The organism is Allolucifera butyrica (assembly GCF_900476375.1).
Classification (GTDB): domain Bacteria; phylum Bacillota; class Negativicutes; order Sporomusales; family UPPP01; genus Lucifera; species Lucifera butyrica.
Map to the genome: position 1 here is coordinate 142,611 of NZ_UPPP01000094.1, position 14,947 is coordinate 157,557.

The window sequence follows — 14,947 nt, forward strand, 5'->3', positions numbered from 1 at the left end:
TTGTCAATAGTCTGCGAGTAATTTTTCCAATTCGCCCAGCATACCGGCAAATTTTTGTAAGGTAATTTCAACCGGTTCCGGTGAAGCCATATTAACGCCGGCTTTTTTCAGGATGCTGAGAGAATAGTCCGAGCCGCCGCTTTGTAAAAAGCCAATATACCGTTTTTGCGCCGGCTGCCCTTCCTGCAATATTTGTCCAGCCAGAGAGGTTGCAGCTGAATAGCCTGTTACGTATTGATATACATAGAAATCCCAATAAAAATGGGGAATACGGGCCCATTCCACATCGATTTCCTTGTCGATTTCTATATTGGCACCATAATACCGGACATTCAGCTCATGCCACAAGGCGTCCAGCATATCGGCGGTAATGGTTTCCCCATTTTCCGATTTATCATAAAGCAGTTTTTCGAATTCGGCAAACATGGTTTGGCGGTAAACGGTTCCCCGGACGGCTTCCAAATATTGATTCAAAAGATACATTTTCCGCTGCTTGTCTTTGGTGATTTTTAGCATATATTCCAAGAGCAGGATCTCATTGGTAGTAGAAGCTACTTCTGCGCAAAATGTGGTATAAGAAGCCGTCGCATAGGGCTGGGTTGCATAACTGTAGTAGCTATGGATGGCATGCCCCATCTCATGGGCCAAAGTGGAAACATCATCATAACGGTTGCTGTAATTCAGCAAAACAAAGGGATGAACGCCGTAAACTCCCCAGGAATAAGCGCCGGTTTGTTTTCCCTTATTTTCGTATACATCAATCCACCCGGATGAAAATCCTTTTTCCAGGATGGCTGTGTATTCAGGGCCTAACGGTGCCAAAGCCTGACGTACCAGACCCAGGCCTTCCTCATAGGGAGTGGTGAAGTCCACTTTGGCAACCAGGGGAGCATACATATCATACATATGAATTGTATCCAGTTTTAAGGCTTTCTTTTTCAGCGCTACATAGCGGTGCAGCGGAGCCAAATTGTCGTGGACGGTGGATATTAAATTTTCATATACGGCAATGGGAACATTATCGCCTTCCAGAGCCGATTCCAAGGTAGACTTGTATTTGCGGACTTTGGCATAAAAGATATTTTTTTTGATACTGCCGCCAAGGGTGGCGGCAAAGGTATTTCGATACTGGTTATAGGTGTTATACAGAGCTGTAAACGACTTTTGGCGTAATATGCGGTCCGGAGACATAATTAAAGTCCGGTACCGCCCTTCACTCAGGTGTACTTCCTTGCCGTTGGCGTCGGTGACGGAGGGAAATTTTAGATCGGCGTGGGCTAACATATTAAAAATGTTTTCCGGTGCCTGGGTTACTTCTGCAGAACGGGAAAGAATTTCTTCCTCCGGCTGAGAAAGAACATGCTTTTTTTGCCGGGCCAGGTCGTCGAAATAGAAACCGTATTCCTTTAGACCGGCTTCCTGTTGGCGAAATTGATTTAATACGGCTTCGGGAATAGCAAGGATCTCGGGCTCAATGAAAGCGGTGACGGCGCCGGCTTCCGCCAATAATGCCTCGGTTTTGCCGGTCATGGACTGAAATTTGGTATTGGCGGTATTTTCGTCTTTATGCATCCGGGCGAAGCCGAACAATTTGCCGCTGATGATCCCGATTTCATCACGGGCTTTTAGACATTTAAGCAGATTTTGGGCGCCGGAGGCTAATTTCCCCTGATATTGAACGACTCCCGGCAACAATGATTTCAAACGGTCAAAATCGGCCTGCCAGGCCTCGTCACTGGCATAAATATCATTTAAATGCCATTGGTATTTTGCCGGTATTTCATTGCGGTCGGGAACCTGGGAGGAAAGCGTGAACCCGTCATTAGCAAAATAACGCTCTGATGCGTCGATGAACTTTTTCAATATGAGACACTCCTTTATAAGAATGATCTAAAATATATTGGCATAAAAGGTCTGATTTTCCTCTTATAGCATACCCTTGCCCGATATTTTTCTATACTTTAAAATAACTTACAATTCCTTCAAAAATAGCATCGGCCGCTTTCTCCCTTCCGTCCGTACTTGAGAGAAGAACTTCTTCTTCCGGATTGGAAATAAAAGCAACTTCGGTAAGTACCGCCGGCATGCGGGCATGACGAATGACAAAAAAACTGGCAAAACGGACACCCCGGTCCGTTGTTCCTAATTGTCCTACCAGGTTTTTTTGAATTGCCTTAGCCAGGTATATCGATTCCGTACCCCCATAATGGAAAGTGGTTGTTCCCGATACCGTACTGTCGTTAAATGCATCATTATGAATGGAGATGAAAAGATCGGCATTAATTTTATTGGCAATATCGATACGGGATGCCAGTTCTTCGGCAACCGGCGCCCCGGCGTAGGAAACCTCCTGGTCGGACTCGCGTGTCATTACGGCGGAAGCACCGTTTTTTTGCAGTTTATAACATAATTGTTGGGCAATGGCCAGGGTATTTTCTTTTTCCAATGTACCGGCAGGACCGGCAGAGCCGGAGTCGCCGCCGCCATGGCCGGGATCAATGCAGATTGTTTTTCCCCCCAGCCGGTCACTTTCGGCGGATTCCGCATTGTCCGCTGAAAGCCGGTCCGGCGTAAACAGGAACAAGGACGGATTCCGGGTATTAATATAGACAATTCCCCGGCGGGTATCATAGGCAATCCCCCAGCGGAGTTTTTCCGCCATGCTCTTCAGTGTAGTGAGGATATCTTTGGTGACCCGGGGGTTTACCGGGATTTTCTGCCCATCTATGATGATTTGCATAGCCTCACACCCTTTTTCGTTTTACTTTGTTTATCTTATTCAACAAAGTTTAGGGGAGTGATTTGGCCGGGCAAGGATATTGACGCTTGCATGGGGAAAATACTAGAGTACGGTCTGTTGACACTATGAGAAGATAGGTGAGTTGTTTGAAGATAGTATTAACCACGTTAAATGCCAAGTTTATTCATTCTTCCCTGGCGTTACGTTATTTAAAGGTCTCTTGTCGGGACGCCGGCGCTGAGATAAAGATTAAGGAATACACCATTAATAATGAACCACTGGCAGTTCTGGGTGATATCTACCGGGAAAAACCGGATGTCGTTGGCTTGGCGTGTTATATATGGAATATTGAGCAAATTTTAAGTCTGGCCCAAATGATACGCAAGGTTTTGCCCCAAACTAAAATTATTCTTGGCGGTCCGGAGGTATCCTTTGATCCCTTGGAAACAATGAACCGGCATTCCTGGGTGGATTATATCGTAACGGGGGAGGGGGAAAAGGGATTTCGGGAGCTTATTTTGGCGTTAAAAGACGGCGGCAGTGTCGAGGAACTCGAGGGACTGGCGTTCCGCCGGAACGGGGTTGCCGGTGTAAACGGCGCACCGGCAATAATTAACGATTTGAATACCCTGCCGTTTCCTTACGACGAGGCAGATATGGAGCAGTTGAAGGATAAAATCATTTATTATGAATCCTCCCGGGGCTGTCCCTTCCGCTGCCAATACTGTTTATCCAGCGCGACGCAGGGAGTCCGGTACCGCTCCCGGCAGCAAGTTTTGCAAGAACTTGCCTTTTTTATTCGCCATGACGTCAAGCAGGTTAAGTTTGTGGACCGCACGTTTAACGCACGGAAAGAACATTATCTGCCCATTTTTCAGTTCCTGGCCGGTCAGGATTGCCGGACTAATTTTCATTTTGAAATGGCAATTGACAGTTTGGATGAAGAGACTCTTCAATTTTTACGCCAGATTCCGCCGGGCCGTTTTCAATTTGAGATCGGCGTTCAGTCGACCTATGAACCGGCGCTTAATGCCATTTGCCGTCATAACGATTGGCCGTCCATTGTTGCAAAAGTAAACCGGATTCAGTCTTATAACAATATCCACATGCATCTGGACTTGATTGCCGGACTGCCGCAGGAAACTTACGAGCGGTTTGCCGGTTCCTTTAATGCTGTATATGCTTTACAGCCGGATATGCTGCAGATTGGCTTTCTGAAACTCTTAAAGGGGTCGGGCATTCACAAGGCGGCTAAACAGTATGGTTATGTAGCGATGGATACGGCACCTTATGAGGTTTTGGCCAATAACTATATAAATTATGAGCAGGTCCGGCAGCTGAAAAACATGGAAACGGTATTTAATCTATTTTATAATAGCGGACGAATGCGGCTGACTACCGCCTGGATTATCCGGACTCAGGAAAAAAACGCATTTTCTTTCTATTCGCGGCTGGCCCGGTACTGGGAAGAAAAGGAGCTGTTTATGATGGCTTATAGTGCAAAATCTCTTTATCGGCATTTCTTTGCCTTTTGCCAGGATGCCTATGGGGAGATGCAAAGGTTATGGGAGCAACTGTTGAAGATGGATGCGTTGTTAACCGACCAGGGAACCATCCGGCCTGATTTGTTAGCCTGGAATGGAGAAAAGTGGGCTGGAGAAAAGAATGATTTTTGGCGGGACAAGAACCGCCTGCAGCGTTATTTACCCGGCTATTCATTTACTACCTGGCGTGACAATAAAAAGAAATTTCTGATCGAAGTTTTTGACGTAGATATCCCGGAATATTTGCGGTCAGGTACGGTGGTTTACAAACCGACGGCCCTTTTATTTTCGTATGCCGGGAAAGAAGCGTCCTATCAATTATTGCCTGACCGGGATTTCTGGCTGGAAGGGGAAACTGCGACCGATGATGCGCTATAATGTGTATTCTGAATATCTGCGCCGGCGATACGGCGAGAAAGTATATAAACTGCCTGTGAGCCTGCCTGTTACCTGCCCTAACCGGGACGGCACCTGCGGTACCGGCGGGTGCGTGTTTTGCGGCGAAATTGGCGCCGGTTATGAAAACCTGCCTGCATCTCTGGGAGTCGCGGAACAAATTGCGGCGAACCGGAATCATATCGCCCCCAAATATAAAGCAAAAAAGTTTATTCCTTATTTTCAAAATTTTAGCAATACCTATTTGCCGCCGGCACAATTACAGGAATATTTGATTCAGGCCTGTCAAGACGATGTGGTTGCCCTGGCGCTGGCTACCCGGCCGGACTGTATCCATGAAAGGTATTTGGAGATTCTGGCGGAAATAAAAAGGCGGTACCAGGTAGATATCAATATTGAATTGGGGTTGCAGACCGTTAATTATCATTCCCTGCACAAAATTAACCGGGGTCATACGTTGGCGGAATTTATTGACGCGGTGTTGCGGATCAAACGATACGGTTTGGAGACTTGTGCTCACTTAATTTTAAACTTGCCATGGGATAATGAGACGGATGTAATTGAGAATGCCAAGGTTTTATCCGCCCTTACCGTCGACCAGGTCAAACTGCACGCTTTGTACGTTGTGAAAGGAACAATGTTGGCAGAGTGGTATGAAAGCGGGGCGATACAGATCATTGGCAGAGAAGAATATATTGAACGGGTTGTGACATTTCTGGAATATCTCCATCCCGATATTGTAGTGCAGCGGCTTATCGGCCGGGCGCCGGCGGAAAGTACCTTATTTGCCAACTGGCAAACGGGATGGTGGAAAATCCGGGATAAGATTGAACAAATTTTAGAAGCAAAGGATACCTGTCAGGGACGCCGCTGTATTTATTTACAGGGGAGGGCGGTGCAAAAATTTTTGTAAATTAGTTGTAACTTCTTACATTGAATCAGATATCTGGTATAATGAAAGTGTAAATGTTGTATATTGGGGGAGAATTTGTTCCCGCGTAAAGACGAGGAGAGATTATTGTGCAGATTCATTCGTTATTTGGTTCCGGCAAAGCAGTGGTTTCGTTTGAAATATTCCCGCCCAAGCCGAATTATTCCCTGGACACAATTTTTGCTACGCTGGATGGCTTAAAAGAACTTAAGCCGGATTTTATCAGCGTTACTTATGGCGCAGGCGGCAGCAGTACGGAACGTTCCATTGAAATTGCCGACAAGGTTAAAAATGAATATCATATCGAAACATTAGCCCATTTAACTTGTGTCGGTTCCACGCGGGGCGATATCGAAAAGGTCCTAAACCGGTTTAGCAACCACAATATAGAAAACGTACTGGCTCTGCGCGGGGATCCGCCCCAGGGACAGGCGGGCTTCGCGGCTTCGAACCCTGGCTATAAATACGCCGGGGATTTAGTAGCCCATATAAAGGAACGGACTGATTTTTGCGTTGCGGCGGCGGCCTATCCGGAGGGTCATTTGGAGTGTCCGGATTTGAATGTTCATTTCAGCCATTTGAAAGCAAAAGTAGACCAGGGGGTAGATTTCTTAATTACCCAACTGTTTTTTGACAATAATATATTTTTTACATTTCTGGATAAGGCCCGCGCCCAGGGAATTTACTGTCCCGTTGTGGTGGGGATCATGCCGGTGCTTAATGCCGCCCAAATTAAACGCATGACCAGCTTGTGCGGCGCATCCGTTCCCGACGGTTTGCAGAGGATCCTTGAAAAATATGCAAATTCGGCTGCGGATATGGAGAAGGCCGGTATTGAATATGCGTGCCGGCAAATTAACAATCTGTTAGAGAATCATGCGGATGGCATTCATTTATATACCATGAATAAGGCAGAGCAGGCCCGAATTATTATGCATCAAACCGGACTTCGCTAATTATCTGTGAAAATTCGCAAAAAACTTGCTTTTCTGTGTATTTATGAGCTTATTTACAATTCGCTTTTTCATTGTTAATATAATAAATGCAATTTTAATGAAAGGACGTATATTAGCAATGCAAAAGCTTGAACTGCTGAACCGCATTCAAAAGCTGGCATCCATTGTGCATAGCGAGGATTTGACCCAGCAGCTTTCTGCCGAGAGTTTAAATGATTTACGGCGTGTTTTGGATGAAATGACGGAAGAGTACATTGTTAGTTACTGCTAAGCGGGTTATATTAAATTGCTCTTAGGCGGCTAAGAGCTTTTTATATTGGACAAAAAAATATCCCTCTCAAATTTTGAGAGGGATATTTTTTTGTTATGCACGACCGCTGCAGTTTAAAACGTTTTTAACTTTATGTTTTACCATACTCTTAATTGCTTCACGCGCCGGTTTCAAGTATTGGCGAGGATCGAAATCACCAGGATGTTTGGCGAAATGTTCCCGAATGGACGCAGTCATTGCCAGGCGCAGGTCGGTGTCAATATTGATTTTACAAACACCCAGCTTACCGGCTCTTAACAGCATATCTTCCGGAACACCCTGAGCACCGGGGATCTCACCGCCATATTCGTTGCATTTAGCAACAAATTCAGGAAGAACGGTAGATGCACCATGAAGTACTAAGGGGAAATTAGGAAGCATTTTGGAGATTTTTTCCAGACGGGCGAAATCTAGAGACGGTTCGCCTTTGAATTTGTATGCGCCATGGCTGGTACCGATTGCGATAGCCAGCGAATCAACGCCGGTGCGTTCTACAAACTCGACGGCCTGATCAGGGTCAGTATACGTGGCATCTTTTGCATTTACTTTTACAGCATCCTCAACCCCGGCCAGACGGCCTAATTCTGCTTCAACCACTACGCCACGAGCATGCGCATATTCAACAACTTTTTTGGTGACGGCGATATTTTCTTCAAAAGGATGTTTCGAACCGTCAATCATGACAGAAGAAAATCCACCGTCGATACAGCTTTTACATACTTCGAAATCTTCACCGTGGTCAAGATGAAGAGCGATGGGCAAACCTGTATCTTCCAAAGCGGCTTCAACCAGTTTAACCAAATAAACATGTTTGGCATATTTACGGGCGCCTGCCGATACCTGCAGGATAAGGGGGGCATTTTCTTCTTTCGCCGCGTCGACAATACCTTGAATGATTTCCATGTTGTTGACGTTAAATGCTCCAACGGCGTATTGACCATCATAAGCTTTTTGGAACATTTCTTTAGTTGTAACTAATGGCATAGAATCCCTACCTCCTGGAAATAATTTCTTTGCATAGAATTCATTATAAAATTCTAAAGGATGTATGTCAACCCGCAATTGTGATTTTGCGAGTTAATTCCCATTATTTTGATAAAAACGTAATAAAAAAGTCATATCGTCAGGAATTGGACTAACGGTGACAATACGTTGGGCAGTAACGGGATGAGAAAAATTCAGCTGGAAAGCGTGTAAGGCTTGCCGGTGAATCAGAGTGGAAGGGGGGCCATAGAGGTCGTCCCCGAGAATTGGATGCCCCATATGGGCCAGGTGGACCCGGATTTGGTGCGTTCTGCCTGTTTCCAGTTCTAGCTTTAACAGACTGGCTTGTCCCATATTTTTTAGTACTTGGTAATGCGTTATGGCACTTTGGCCATCAGGCCGGACCATGCGTTCAATAATACTGTCCGGTGCCCTGCCGATCGGAAAATCAATAATTCCCGAGCCTTTACCGGGTACGCCGTGAACGATTGCCAGGTAGGAACGTTGGAATCGTTTGTTTGTTTTAGTGGATAGTTGGTGCTGAATGTTAGGATATTTAGCAATCGCCAGAAGACCGGAAGTGTTACGGTCCAACCGGTGAATCGGATGAAATCCGTAGGGCCGGTTTTTTTGCTGATAATAAAAAATGACACCATTGGCTAATGTTTTCGTTTCATTCCGTACGGTAGGGTGGACCAGCAATCCGGCCGGTTTATTTACTATTAATAGGAAATCGTCTTCGTAACGGACATCAAGCGGCACTTCCGCCGGGGTTAGTGTGCGGTCCGGAGTCAACTCGATGCGGACAATATCGCCGGCCGTTACCAGGGTGCGGGGCAAAGCAGTTTTTTCATTGACCGTTAAAATTCCGTTTCTTTTGATTCGTCGCCACAAGGTGAGTGAAATTCCACACTGATACCGTAGAAAATCACCCACAGGGACTGTTGTCAGAGAAGGGGGGACGGTAAAAACCAGCATAATCAGGCTCCTCTATCGTTCTATTATCATATTCTTTCTGGTTTGAAAAAAAAAATTCCTGCTGTCGAGAAAAGAGCAGCAGGATTTCGATTATGATTATAATGAATTTTGGATCATAGCCACCAGTTCGGCAATATGTTCTCTTTCCATAAGCAATGTTTCTTTTAGGTAGTCATCCATAGGAGTGCCGCGAGCACCAAGAATCGTTGCAAAGCGGCGGTGACGACGCAGTAAAGCTTGTGTTAACAACAGCAGTAGCCCGCGATTTAAGCCGGCACTGCGGTCGACCGTATCGATTGTGTTACGCGTTTCCAAACGATATTTACGGATAGTTGTATTCATTGATTCATCGTGCATGCAAACCATATGCAGCACATCCATATAAGCCTGCCAGTGGTTAAAAGCCATATCATCTAAACATTCACGCATGTCCCCGCTTGCTTGTTCGGCAGTTTCTAAGACGGTACGCATTAATTCCAACTGGTCAATAGATTCTTGATGCAGGGTGCGCATATGTTCCGCATCAAGTACCATTGTTTTGCGGGTAAACGGTTTTCTCATTACATATTTTCCCCTCCTTGCCCCCCGGTTGCGCTTTTCTTATGACACCTTTATGTAAAAGGTGTGCATAAGCGCACACCTAGCGACGATGAGACTTGTAGGGAGCGATAAAGCGCAAACATTTAATGGGAATATGCATGGATAGGGATTTTCCGCACAGGCAAACATTTACAATAATAAAGTTGCAGCCGACATAACAGAGTGTACCGCAAAATGATTCGCGGCGGCCAATTCTCGCATCTACGGAAAACAGTACCTCGTCTCCTAATAAAGTCATGATACGGTCTTGAAATGTTTCCGTGTAATACATTTTTTGCGGCATATGTTCTTCTTCACACATCATTTCGGGGCCCATGTAGTCGCAGCAAGGTTCCATTTTATCTTCTCCGTGATACCAATGTGGATATTTGCTGTCCATTGATTTTACATCCTCCTTTATTTGTCGATTGGGCAAATAATAAATTCTTAATATCTGATATATCATATGAATTGCCGCAACATAATGCTACACTTGGTAAGGGAATGAAATAGAAGAAATGAGACGGTTTTTGTGAAGTACCGATGCTATTTTTAGAGTCCGGCAAACTTGCGGTTGGAAAGCCCTGTGTAACTATAATATGGTAGGAGATTGCTAAAGTGTGCAGGAAATTGATAATTTACCGCGAATAAAAAAATTAAAGTTTCCGTATTTCTTGCTGCCCTTGCTCATTTGTTTTATAAAACCAGTTTTAAATTTATGGTAAGAAATGGAGATTATGCTTCATGGGGTTGTTAACACATGGTAATATTATTTTGCTGGGGTTTATTGTTTGGGTCTGTATTGCGCCAAAAATTAACAGTCCTCAATATGGGGAGTCTTTTTTAGCGTATATGGTGGCATTGCTATTTAGTTTAACTGCCAGTACAGAATTAATGATGGTTAAACCGGTAGCATTCTTTTTTACAGTTGGCGGTGTATTGGCTTTTTGCTATATCGTAGCAAGAAGAACAATTCGGATTACATTTCGAAAATAGGTAAGGCAAAAGGAGGAAGTCGGTTCCGTGGCAAAAGATTGCTCATTTGATATTGTTTCCGAGGTAGACATGCAGGAAGTTGACAACGCAGTAAATCAGACCGCTAAGGAGATCGGTCAACGGTTTGATTTCCGCGGCAGTAAAGCAAATGTCAGCTTGGAAGGGGAACAAATAAAGATCGTTGCTGATGACGATTATAAACTAAAAAGCGTGATTGATATCTTGCAGACTAAGGTAATAAAACGGGGGATATCATTAAAGAGCCTTGATTATGGACGGGTTGAACCGGCTGCGCAGGGAACGGTTCGGCAACTGATAACCATAAAAAAGGGAATCAGTAAGGAAAAGGGAAAAGAAGTAGTGGCCGCAATTAAGGATCCGAAACTGAAGGTGCAAGCACAGATCATGGATGACCAAGTTCGCGTTTCCGGTAAAAATAAGGACGATTTGCAAAATGTTATTGCTAAATTGAAACAGGCTGATTTCGGAATTGATTTGCAATTTGTCAATTTCCGGTCATAACGATTTGGACTTCCGCTGCGTCGGAAGTTCTTTTGCTAGCAGATAATCACTCTGTTGTCTTAATAAAGCCATCTTAGAATGGCGTAAGGTTATTTATGAGAAGGGTGGGTACCTTTTATGGATGTAAAGCAGCGCATCGAAGAACGTCATTTAAAACAAGCCGAACAACTGGAACGGTGGCATAGTGAACAGGAACATAATCAGGAGATAGAAAATCAATTAGCTGCTTTGAGTAAATTTAGTTATGAAGCGGTCGACTATGAGCCTTTTTTAGTCCGGACACCATGGAAGGAACCGCCTTTAACCGATTATTCTTATTTAGTAGAGGAAGCACAATTAAAAGCAGAGAGTGCCTATATTATGCCCCTTGCCGTACGAACCGGCCTGTTGCTTCTTTTATTGACGATCGTTGTCATTAGTGGCAATGCGGCTGCTTTTTGGGTTGCCGGTACAGCAGGAACCGCCTTGGCGGTCTCATTATACTTGAAGGTCGTAGAACGCAAAAAAATGATTGTGACAGCTGTAAACGAAGCTCAGTTACAGGTGAAAAATAAAGAAGAAGAAGAACGGAAAAAGAATGAAGCAGCCAAAAAAGCCCATGAGAATACGGAAAATGAGCGGATTGCGGCAATTAACCGCCTGTTAAACGGAGAATTGGGTGCAGTTATTTTACGTTTGGATGAAGTATTGACGAATTTACGAATGCCTGTACTTATTGAAGTGGATATTGATATTCATAAGGAAATTCCTTTGCTGCGAATCTGGTTGCCGGCCAAAATGGTCATTCCCAGGCAGCGGAGCACTCTTTTGTCCTCCGGCAGAATTCAATATGAGGACAAAGAAATCAGAAAAATTAATCAGCAGTATTTGGAACTCTGTTCGGCTGTTATTAGCCGGATTCTCGCCATTGTTTACGGGAATATTCCTTCCTTTGATGTTGGTTATGTGTGGGGGATGATCAAGGACGGTCCGGAAGACGAATGCATCGTTATGGGAAGGTTTGACCGCCAGGCGGTAATCGATGCCTGTCGTGCAGCAAGTGGTATAACTGCCTTAAAGGCTCTGCAGGCTGAATTTGATTATGACCAGTCCCTGAATTTTTTTCCGCAAAAGGCTCGCTGGCCGGAAGAATGGGGAGAGGCTGAGCATAATATGCTCCGGAGTTTACATGTAAAGATTTTTAAATAAAAATTATTTTTAACAAATTAACAAACAAAGAGGAATTTATTTCTGTGCGGAGAAGTATACTATATATGCAATTTATTCCACAGAGAAACAAATGAGGAGGGAATTCTATGAAGTTTACAGATGTGATTCAAAGTGCGGACTGGAAAGCCGAAAAGCATGTGCCTGTAATCAGTGCGCCGGAAACGGTTAAGGCGGGAGAAAAATTTAATGTCGAGGTATGCGTGGGAAAAGAGATTGCTCATCCCAATACTACCGAACATCATATTCGCTGGATTAAGCTGTACTTTAAACCGGACAACGGCAAATTTGCTTATGAATTAGGTACATACCAGTTTGATGCTCATGGGGAATCCGCAGAAGGGCCGAATAAGGGCCCGGTTTATAGCGAGCCGGCTGTTAATGCCTTTATTAAGTTGAGCGCTTCCGGCACCTTGCTGGCAGCCGCTTATTGCAACATTCATGGTTTATGGGAAAGCTCAAAAACCATTACGGTGCAAGCTTGATAAGAACGTGTTAGTTAATAATAAGGTCGTGGAGTTATATCCGCTCCGAAAAAATCCCGGTGATGCCGGGATTTTTTTGTGTTTAAAATGCACTATAATGATGAAAATCTGTTAAAATATAATAAATATTAACATTTTGTGTTCTTGAAAATGAACATTTTGCTCTTGGAGTGAGAATACGTGATAAAAGTATTTTTGTTTTTTGCTATCTTCTCTACTTTATGGAACTACTCGATTCCAAGGCGATACAGGGAATATGAAGCGGGAACCAGGACGGGCGGGAAGAGGGCTTACCGGCTGTTGCTGATGGATTTGGCGAGGAAAACCGGCATAAAAGGAATACGTTATCTGGTATTATTTTTTTTAGTTTTTGGCTGGTTAATTTTAACCGGTTATTTTGTGACGGTAAGTGTCTATTTTGACACTTACGGGCTGAATGCAGCAGCAGCCATGACGGCGATCCTGACGACGATTGCGCTGTTGAAGGATATGCAATCGGTACATACCAATTTTCTTCAGTGGTGTTATGAGCAGGATGATACGGTTCTGGATGTAACACGTGGCTGCTGGGAAATGATTTTGGCAGGATTGGTGCTGGTCAGGATTTTTTTATATCCCTAATGTCCGTCTCTGGGAGGAGTTTGTTCTTTTGTGAAGAATAGAAAGTGTTATTGTGCTAATTATTGGTTACAGGGGGATGGACATGGCTCTAATAGTAAAAAAGTTTGGCGGCAGTTCTGTAGCGACTCCCGATAAAATTAAAGGGGTAGCCGAAAGAATATTGCGGGAAAAACAGCAAGGAGATCAGATTGTGGTTGTAGTATCCGCTATGGGGGATACTACGGATGAATTAATTGATTTATGTACAGCGATTACCGATGAAACGCATGGGCGGGAAATGGATATGTTACTATCAACGGGTGAGCAGATATCCATTGCTCTTTTGGCAATGGCCTTAAAAAAGCTGGGACATCCGGCTGTTTCTTTGACCGGTTATCAGGCGGGAATCCGCACGAATGAAAATTTCGCCAAGGCTAGAATTGTGAATATGGACCCCGCCCGGGTTTCGCAAGAATTAAATAGGGGTAACATCGTAGTGGTAGCCGGATTTCAAGGCGTAACGCCGGGTGGTGATATTGCGACGCTGGGAAGAGGGGGCTCGGACACGACGGCGGTGGCATTGGCTGGGGCGTTACAAGCGGATGTCTGTGAAATTTATACGGACGTGGATGGCGTTTATTCGGCTGACCCCAGGATTGTAACCAAAGCCAGAAAGATGAAGGAAATTACTTATAATGAAATGTTGGAAATGGCCAGACTGGGGGCGGTGGTTATGCAGCCGCGCTCGGTAGAAATGGGAAAACACTACGGTGTACCGATTCATGTTCGCTCAACATTTACCCAGGAATCGGGGACATTTATCAGGGGGGAATATACTATGGAAGAACGGGAATTTATCATTAGAGGTGTCACACATGATAACAATGTGGCTAAAATTGCCATTCTGGGAGTACCGGACCATCCGGGAGTAGCTTATAAAATTTTTTCCGCGTTAGCGGCTGCCAATATTGATGTAGATATGATTGTACAAAGTATTCGCAATACCGATAAAAATATTAACGATATTTTGTTTACCATTGCCAAACCGGAACTGAACCAGACCAAAAGTATCATTGAACAGTTGGGAAAAGAAATCGGCATACTCGGTGTAATTGTAGAGGATCATGTAGCTAAAGTATCGGTTGTCGGTGCCGGCATGCTGGGAAGCCCCGGTATTGCGGCAACAATGTTCGGAGCCCTGGGGGACGCCGGGATTAATATTGAAGTGATCAGCACGTCGGAAATCAGCATTTCCTGTCTGATCCGGGCTGATTTGGTTCAGCAGGCAGTGAATGCGATTCATAATCGATTTTTCCCGGAAAAGAAATAATCACTGTTTATAAAATTTTGTCTGAAACGCAAACCGTATTATTATCTAATGCGGTATTGCGTTTTTTTTATTTAATAACATAACAAGTATACATATCGTTAGAAATAATGTATTGAAATATGATAGTTAGAAAGAATTACCGCCATGATATTCTTAGTTATTAGGAGGAGTTATGTATACTTAGTAGAATTTATTACAACCATAGAAAGTCATAGCAGCTTATTTCCGCTCCGTTTCTGTGGCAGGGAAAGAAAGGGGGGAAATCTCAGTAAGCCGCAGAACGACAGCGTAATAAGATAACCGCCGGGATAAGACAGAGGATAAACTTGTGAGGAAACATGGAAACTCATAATGTTACCCCTCAGGAAGCGAAGGCGGTTATGGATAGAA

General features: G+C 44.3%; 16 protein-coding genes. 10 read left to right on the forward strand and 6 right to left on the reverse strand.

All coding sequences use genetic code 11. The annotated features are described in order from the left end of the window. Positions 1 to 3: 3 nt before the first annotated feature. Entirely contained in the window at positions 4 to 1,863 is a 1,860-nt protein-coding gene (gene pepF, locus LUCIF_RS19600) for an oligoendopeptidase F (protein ID WP_207858113.1), read from the reverse strand. A gap of 91 nt (positions 1,864 to 1,954) precedes the next feature. Then, on the reverse strand, positions 1,955 to 2,740 hold the full coding sequence (locus LUCIF_RS19605) for an N-acetylmuramoyl-L-alanine amidase family protein (RefSeq protein WP_122629547.1): 786 nt from the start codon (positions 2,738 to 2,740) through the stop codon (positions 1,955 to 1,957). Positions 2,741 to 2,886: 146 nt separating this feature from the next. Between LUCIF_RS19605 and LUCIF_RS19610 the strand changes: the two genes are divergently transcribed. The 4 genes from LUCIF_RS19610 to LUCIF_RS26210 all read left to right on the forward strand — a co-directional run bounded on the left by LUCIF_RS19610 (position 2,887) and on the right by LUCIF_RS26210 (position 6,838). Then, positions 2,887 to 4,662 carry a B12-binding domain-containing radical SAM protein gene (locus LUCIF_RS19610; protein WP_122629548.1) on the forward strand — a complete coding sequence of 592 codons (1,776 nt, stop codon included), beginning with the start codon at positions 2,887 to 2,889 and terminating at the stop codon, positions 4,660 to 4,662. Continuing rightward, positions 4,649 to 5,593 (forward strand): tRNA modification radical SAM protein MnmL/YtqA, encoded by a 945-nt coding sequence (gene mnmL / locus LUCIF_RS19615; protein WP_243638762.1) that lies wholly within the window; start codon positions 4,649 to 4,651, stop codon positions 5,591 to 5,593. Before LUCIF_RS19610 ends, mnmL begins: the two co-directional genes overlap by 14 nt. A gap of 107 nt (positions 5,594 to 5,700) precedes the next feature. Next, the gene (gene metF / locus LUCIF_RS19620; protein WP_207858117.1) at positions 5,701 to 6,567 is read left to right on the forward strand and encodes a methylenetetrahydrofolate reductase [NAD(P)H]; all 867 of its coding nucleotides are present in this window, start codon (positions 5,701 to 5,703) and stop codon (positions 6,565 to 6,567) included. A 118-nt stretch (positions 6,568 to 6,685) separates the two neighbouring features. After that, positions 6,686 to 6,838 (forward strand): hypothetical protein, encoded by a 153-nt coding sequence (locus LUCIF_RS26210; protein WP_165866079.1) that lies wholly within the window; start codon positions 6,686 to 6,688, stop codon positions 6,836 to 6,838. Between the two features lie 93 nt (positions 6,839 to 6,931). On the opposite strand, the gene fba is transcribed toward LUCIF_RS26210, so the two are convergent. The 4 genes from fba to LUCIF_RS19640 all read right to left on the reverse strand — a co-directional run bounded on the left by fba (position 6,932) and on the right by LUCIF_RS19640 (position 9,818). After that, a complete protein-coding gene (gene fba / locus LUCIF_RS19625; protein WP_122629550.1) occupies positions 6,932 to 7,861 on the reverse strand; it encodes a class II fructose-1,6-bisphosphate aldolase in 930 nt (309 codons plus the stop codon). Between the two features lie 93 nt (positions 7,862 to 7,954). Then, entirely contained in the window at positions 7,955 to 8,839 is an 885-nt protein-coding gene (locus tag LUCIF_RS19630) for an RluA family pseudouridine synthase (protein ID WP_122629551.1), read from the reverse strand. A gap of 96 nt (positions 8,840 to 8,935) precedes the next feature. Then, complete coding sequence (locus LUCIF_RS26580; protein WP_207858119.1) at positions 8,936 to 9,400, reverse strand: hypothetical protein; 465 nt, start codon at positions 9,398 to 9,400, stop codon at positions 8,936 to 8,938. Positions 9,401 to 9,479: 79 nt separating this feature from the next. Then, the gene (locus LUCIF_RS19640) at positions 9,480 to 9,818 is read right to left on the reverse strand and encodes a hypothetical protein (protein WP_122629552.1); all 339 of its coding nucleotides are present in this window, start codon (positions 9,816 to 9,818) and stop codon (positions 9,480 to 9,482) included. A gap of 344 nt (positions 9,819 to 10,162) precedes the next feature. Between LUCIF_RS19640 and LUCIF_RS19645 the strand changes: the two genes are divergently transcribed. From LUCIF_RS19645 to LUCIF_RS19670, 6 genes are all read left to right on the forward strand, one after another. Beyond that, positions 10,163 to 10,414: a hypothetical protein gene (locus LUCIF_RS19645; RefSeq protein ID WP_122629553.1), complete on the forward strand. Its 252-nt coding sequence runs from the start codon at positions 10,163 to 10,165 to the stop codon at positions 10,412 to 10,414. Between the two features lie 27 nt (positions 10,415 to 10,441). Beyond that, positions 10,442 to 10,936, forward strand: a complete 495-nt coding sequence (locus LUCIF_RS19650) for a YajQ family cyclic di-GMP-binding protein (RefSeq protein ID WP_122629554.1) — start codon at positions 10,442 to 10,444, stop codon at positions 10,934 to 10,936. Positions 10,937 to 11,053: 117 nt separating this feature from the next. Continuing rightward, positions 11,054 to 12,124, forward strand: a complete 1,071-nt coding sequence (locus tag LUCIF_RS19655; RefSeq protein ID WP_122629555.1) for a hypothetical protein — start codon at positions 11,054 to 11,056, stop codon at positions 12,122 to 12,124. A gap of 107 nt (positions 12,125 to 12,231) precedes the next feature. Further along, on the forward strand, positions 12,232 to 12,627 hold the full coding sequence (locus LUCIF_RS19660; RefSeq protein ID WP_122629556.1) for a class II SORL domain-containing protein: 396 nt from the start codon (positions 12,232 to 12,234) through the stop codon (positions 12,625 to 12,627). A 180-nt stretch (positions 12,628 to 12,807) separates the two neighbouring features. After that, on the forward strand, positions 12,808 to 13,248 hold the full coding sequence (locus LUCIF_RS19665) for a hypothetical protein (RefSeq protein ID WP_122629557.1): 441 nt from the start codon (positions 12,808 to 12,810) through the stop codon (positions 13,246 to 13,248). 82 nt (positions 13,249 to 13,330) lie between these two features. After that, the gene (locus tag LUCIF_RS19670; protein WP_122629558.1) at positions 13,331 to 14,557 is read left to right on the forward strand and encodes an aspartate kinase; all 1,227 of its coding nucleotides are present in this window, start codon (positions 13,331 to 13,333) and stop codon (positions 14,555 to 14,557) included. The last annotated feature ends 390 nt before the right edge of the window (positions 14,558 to 14,947 follow it).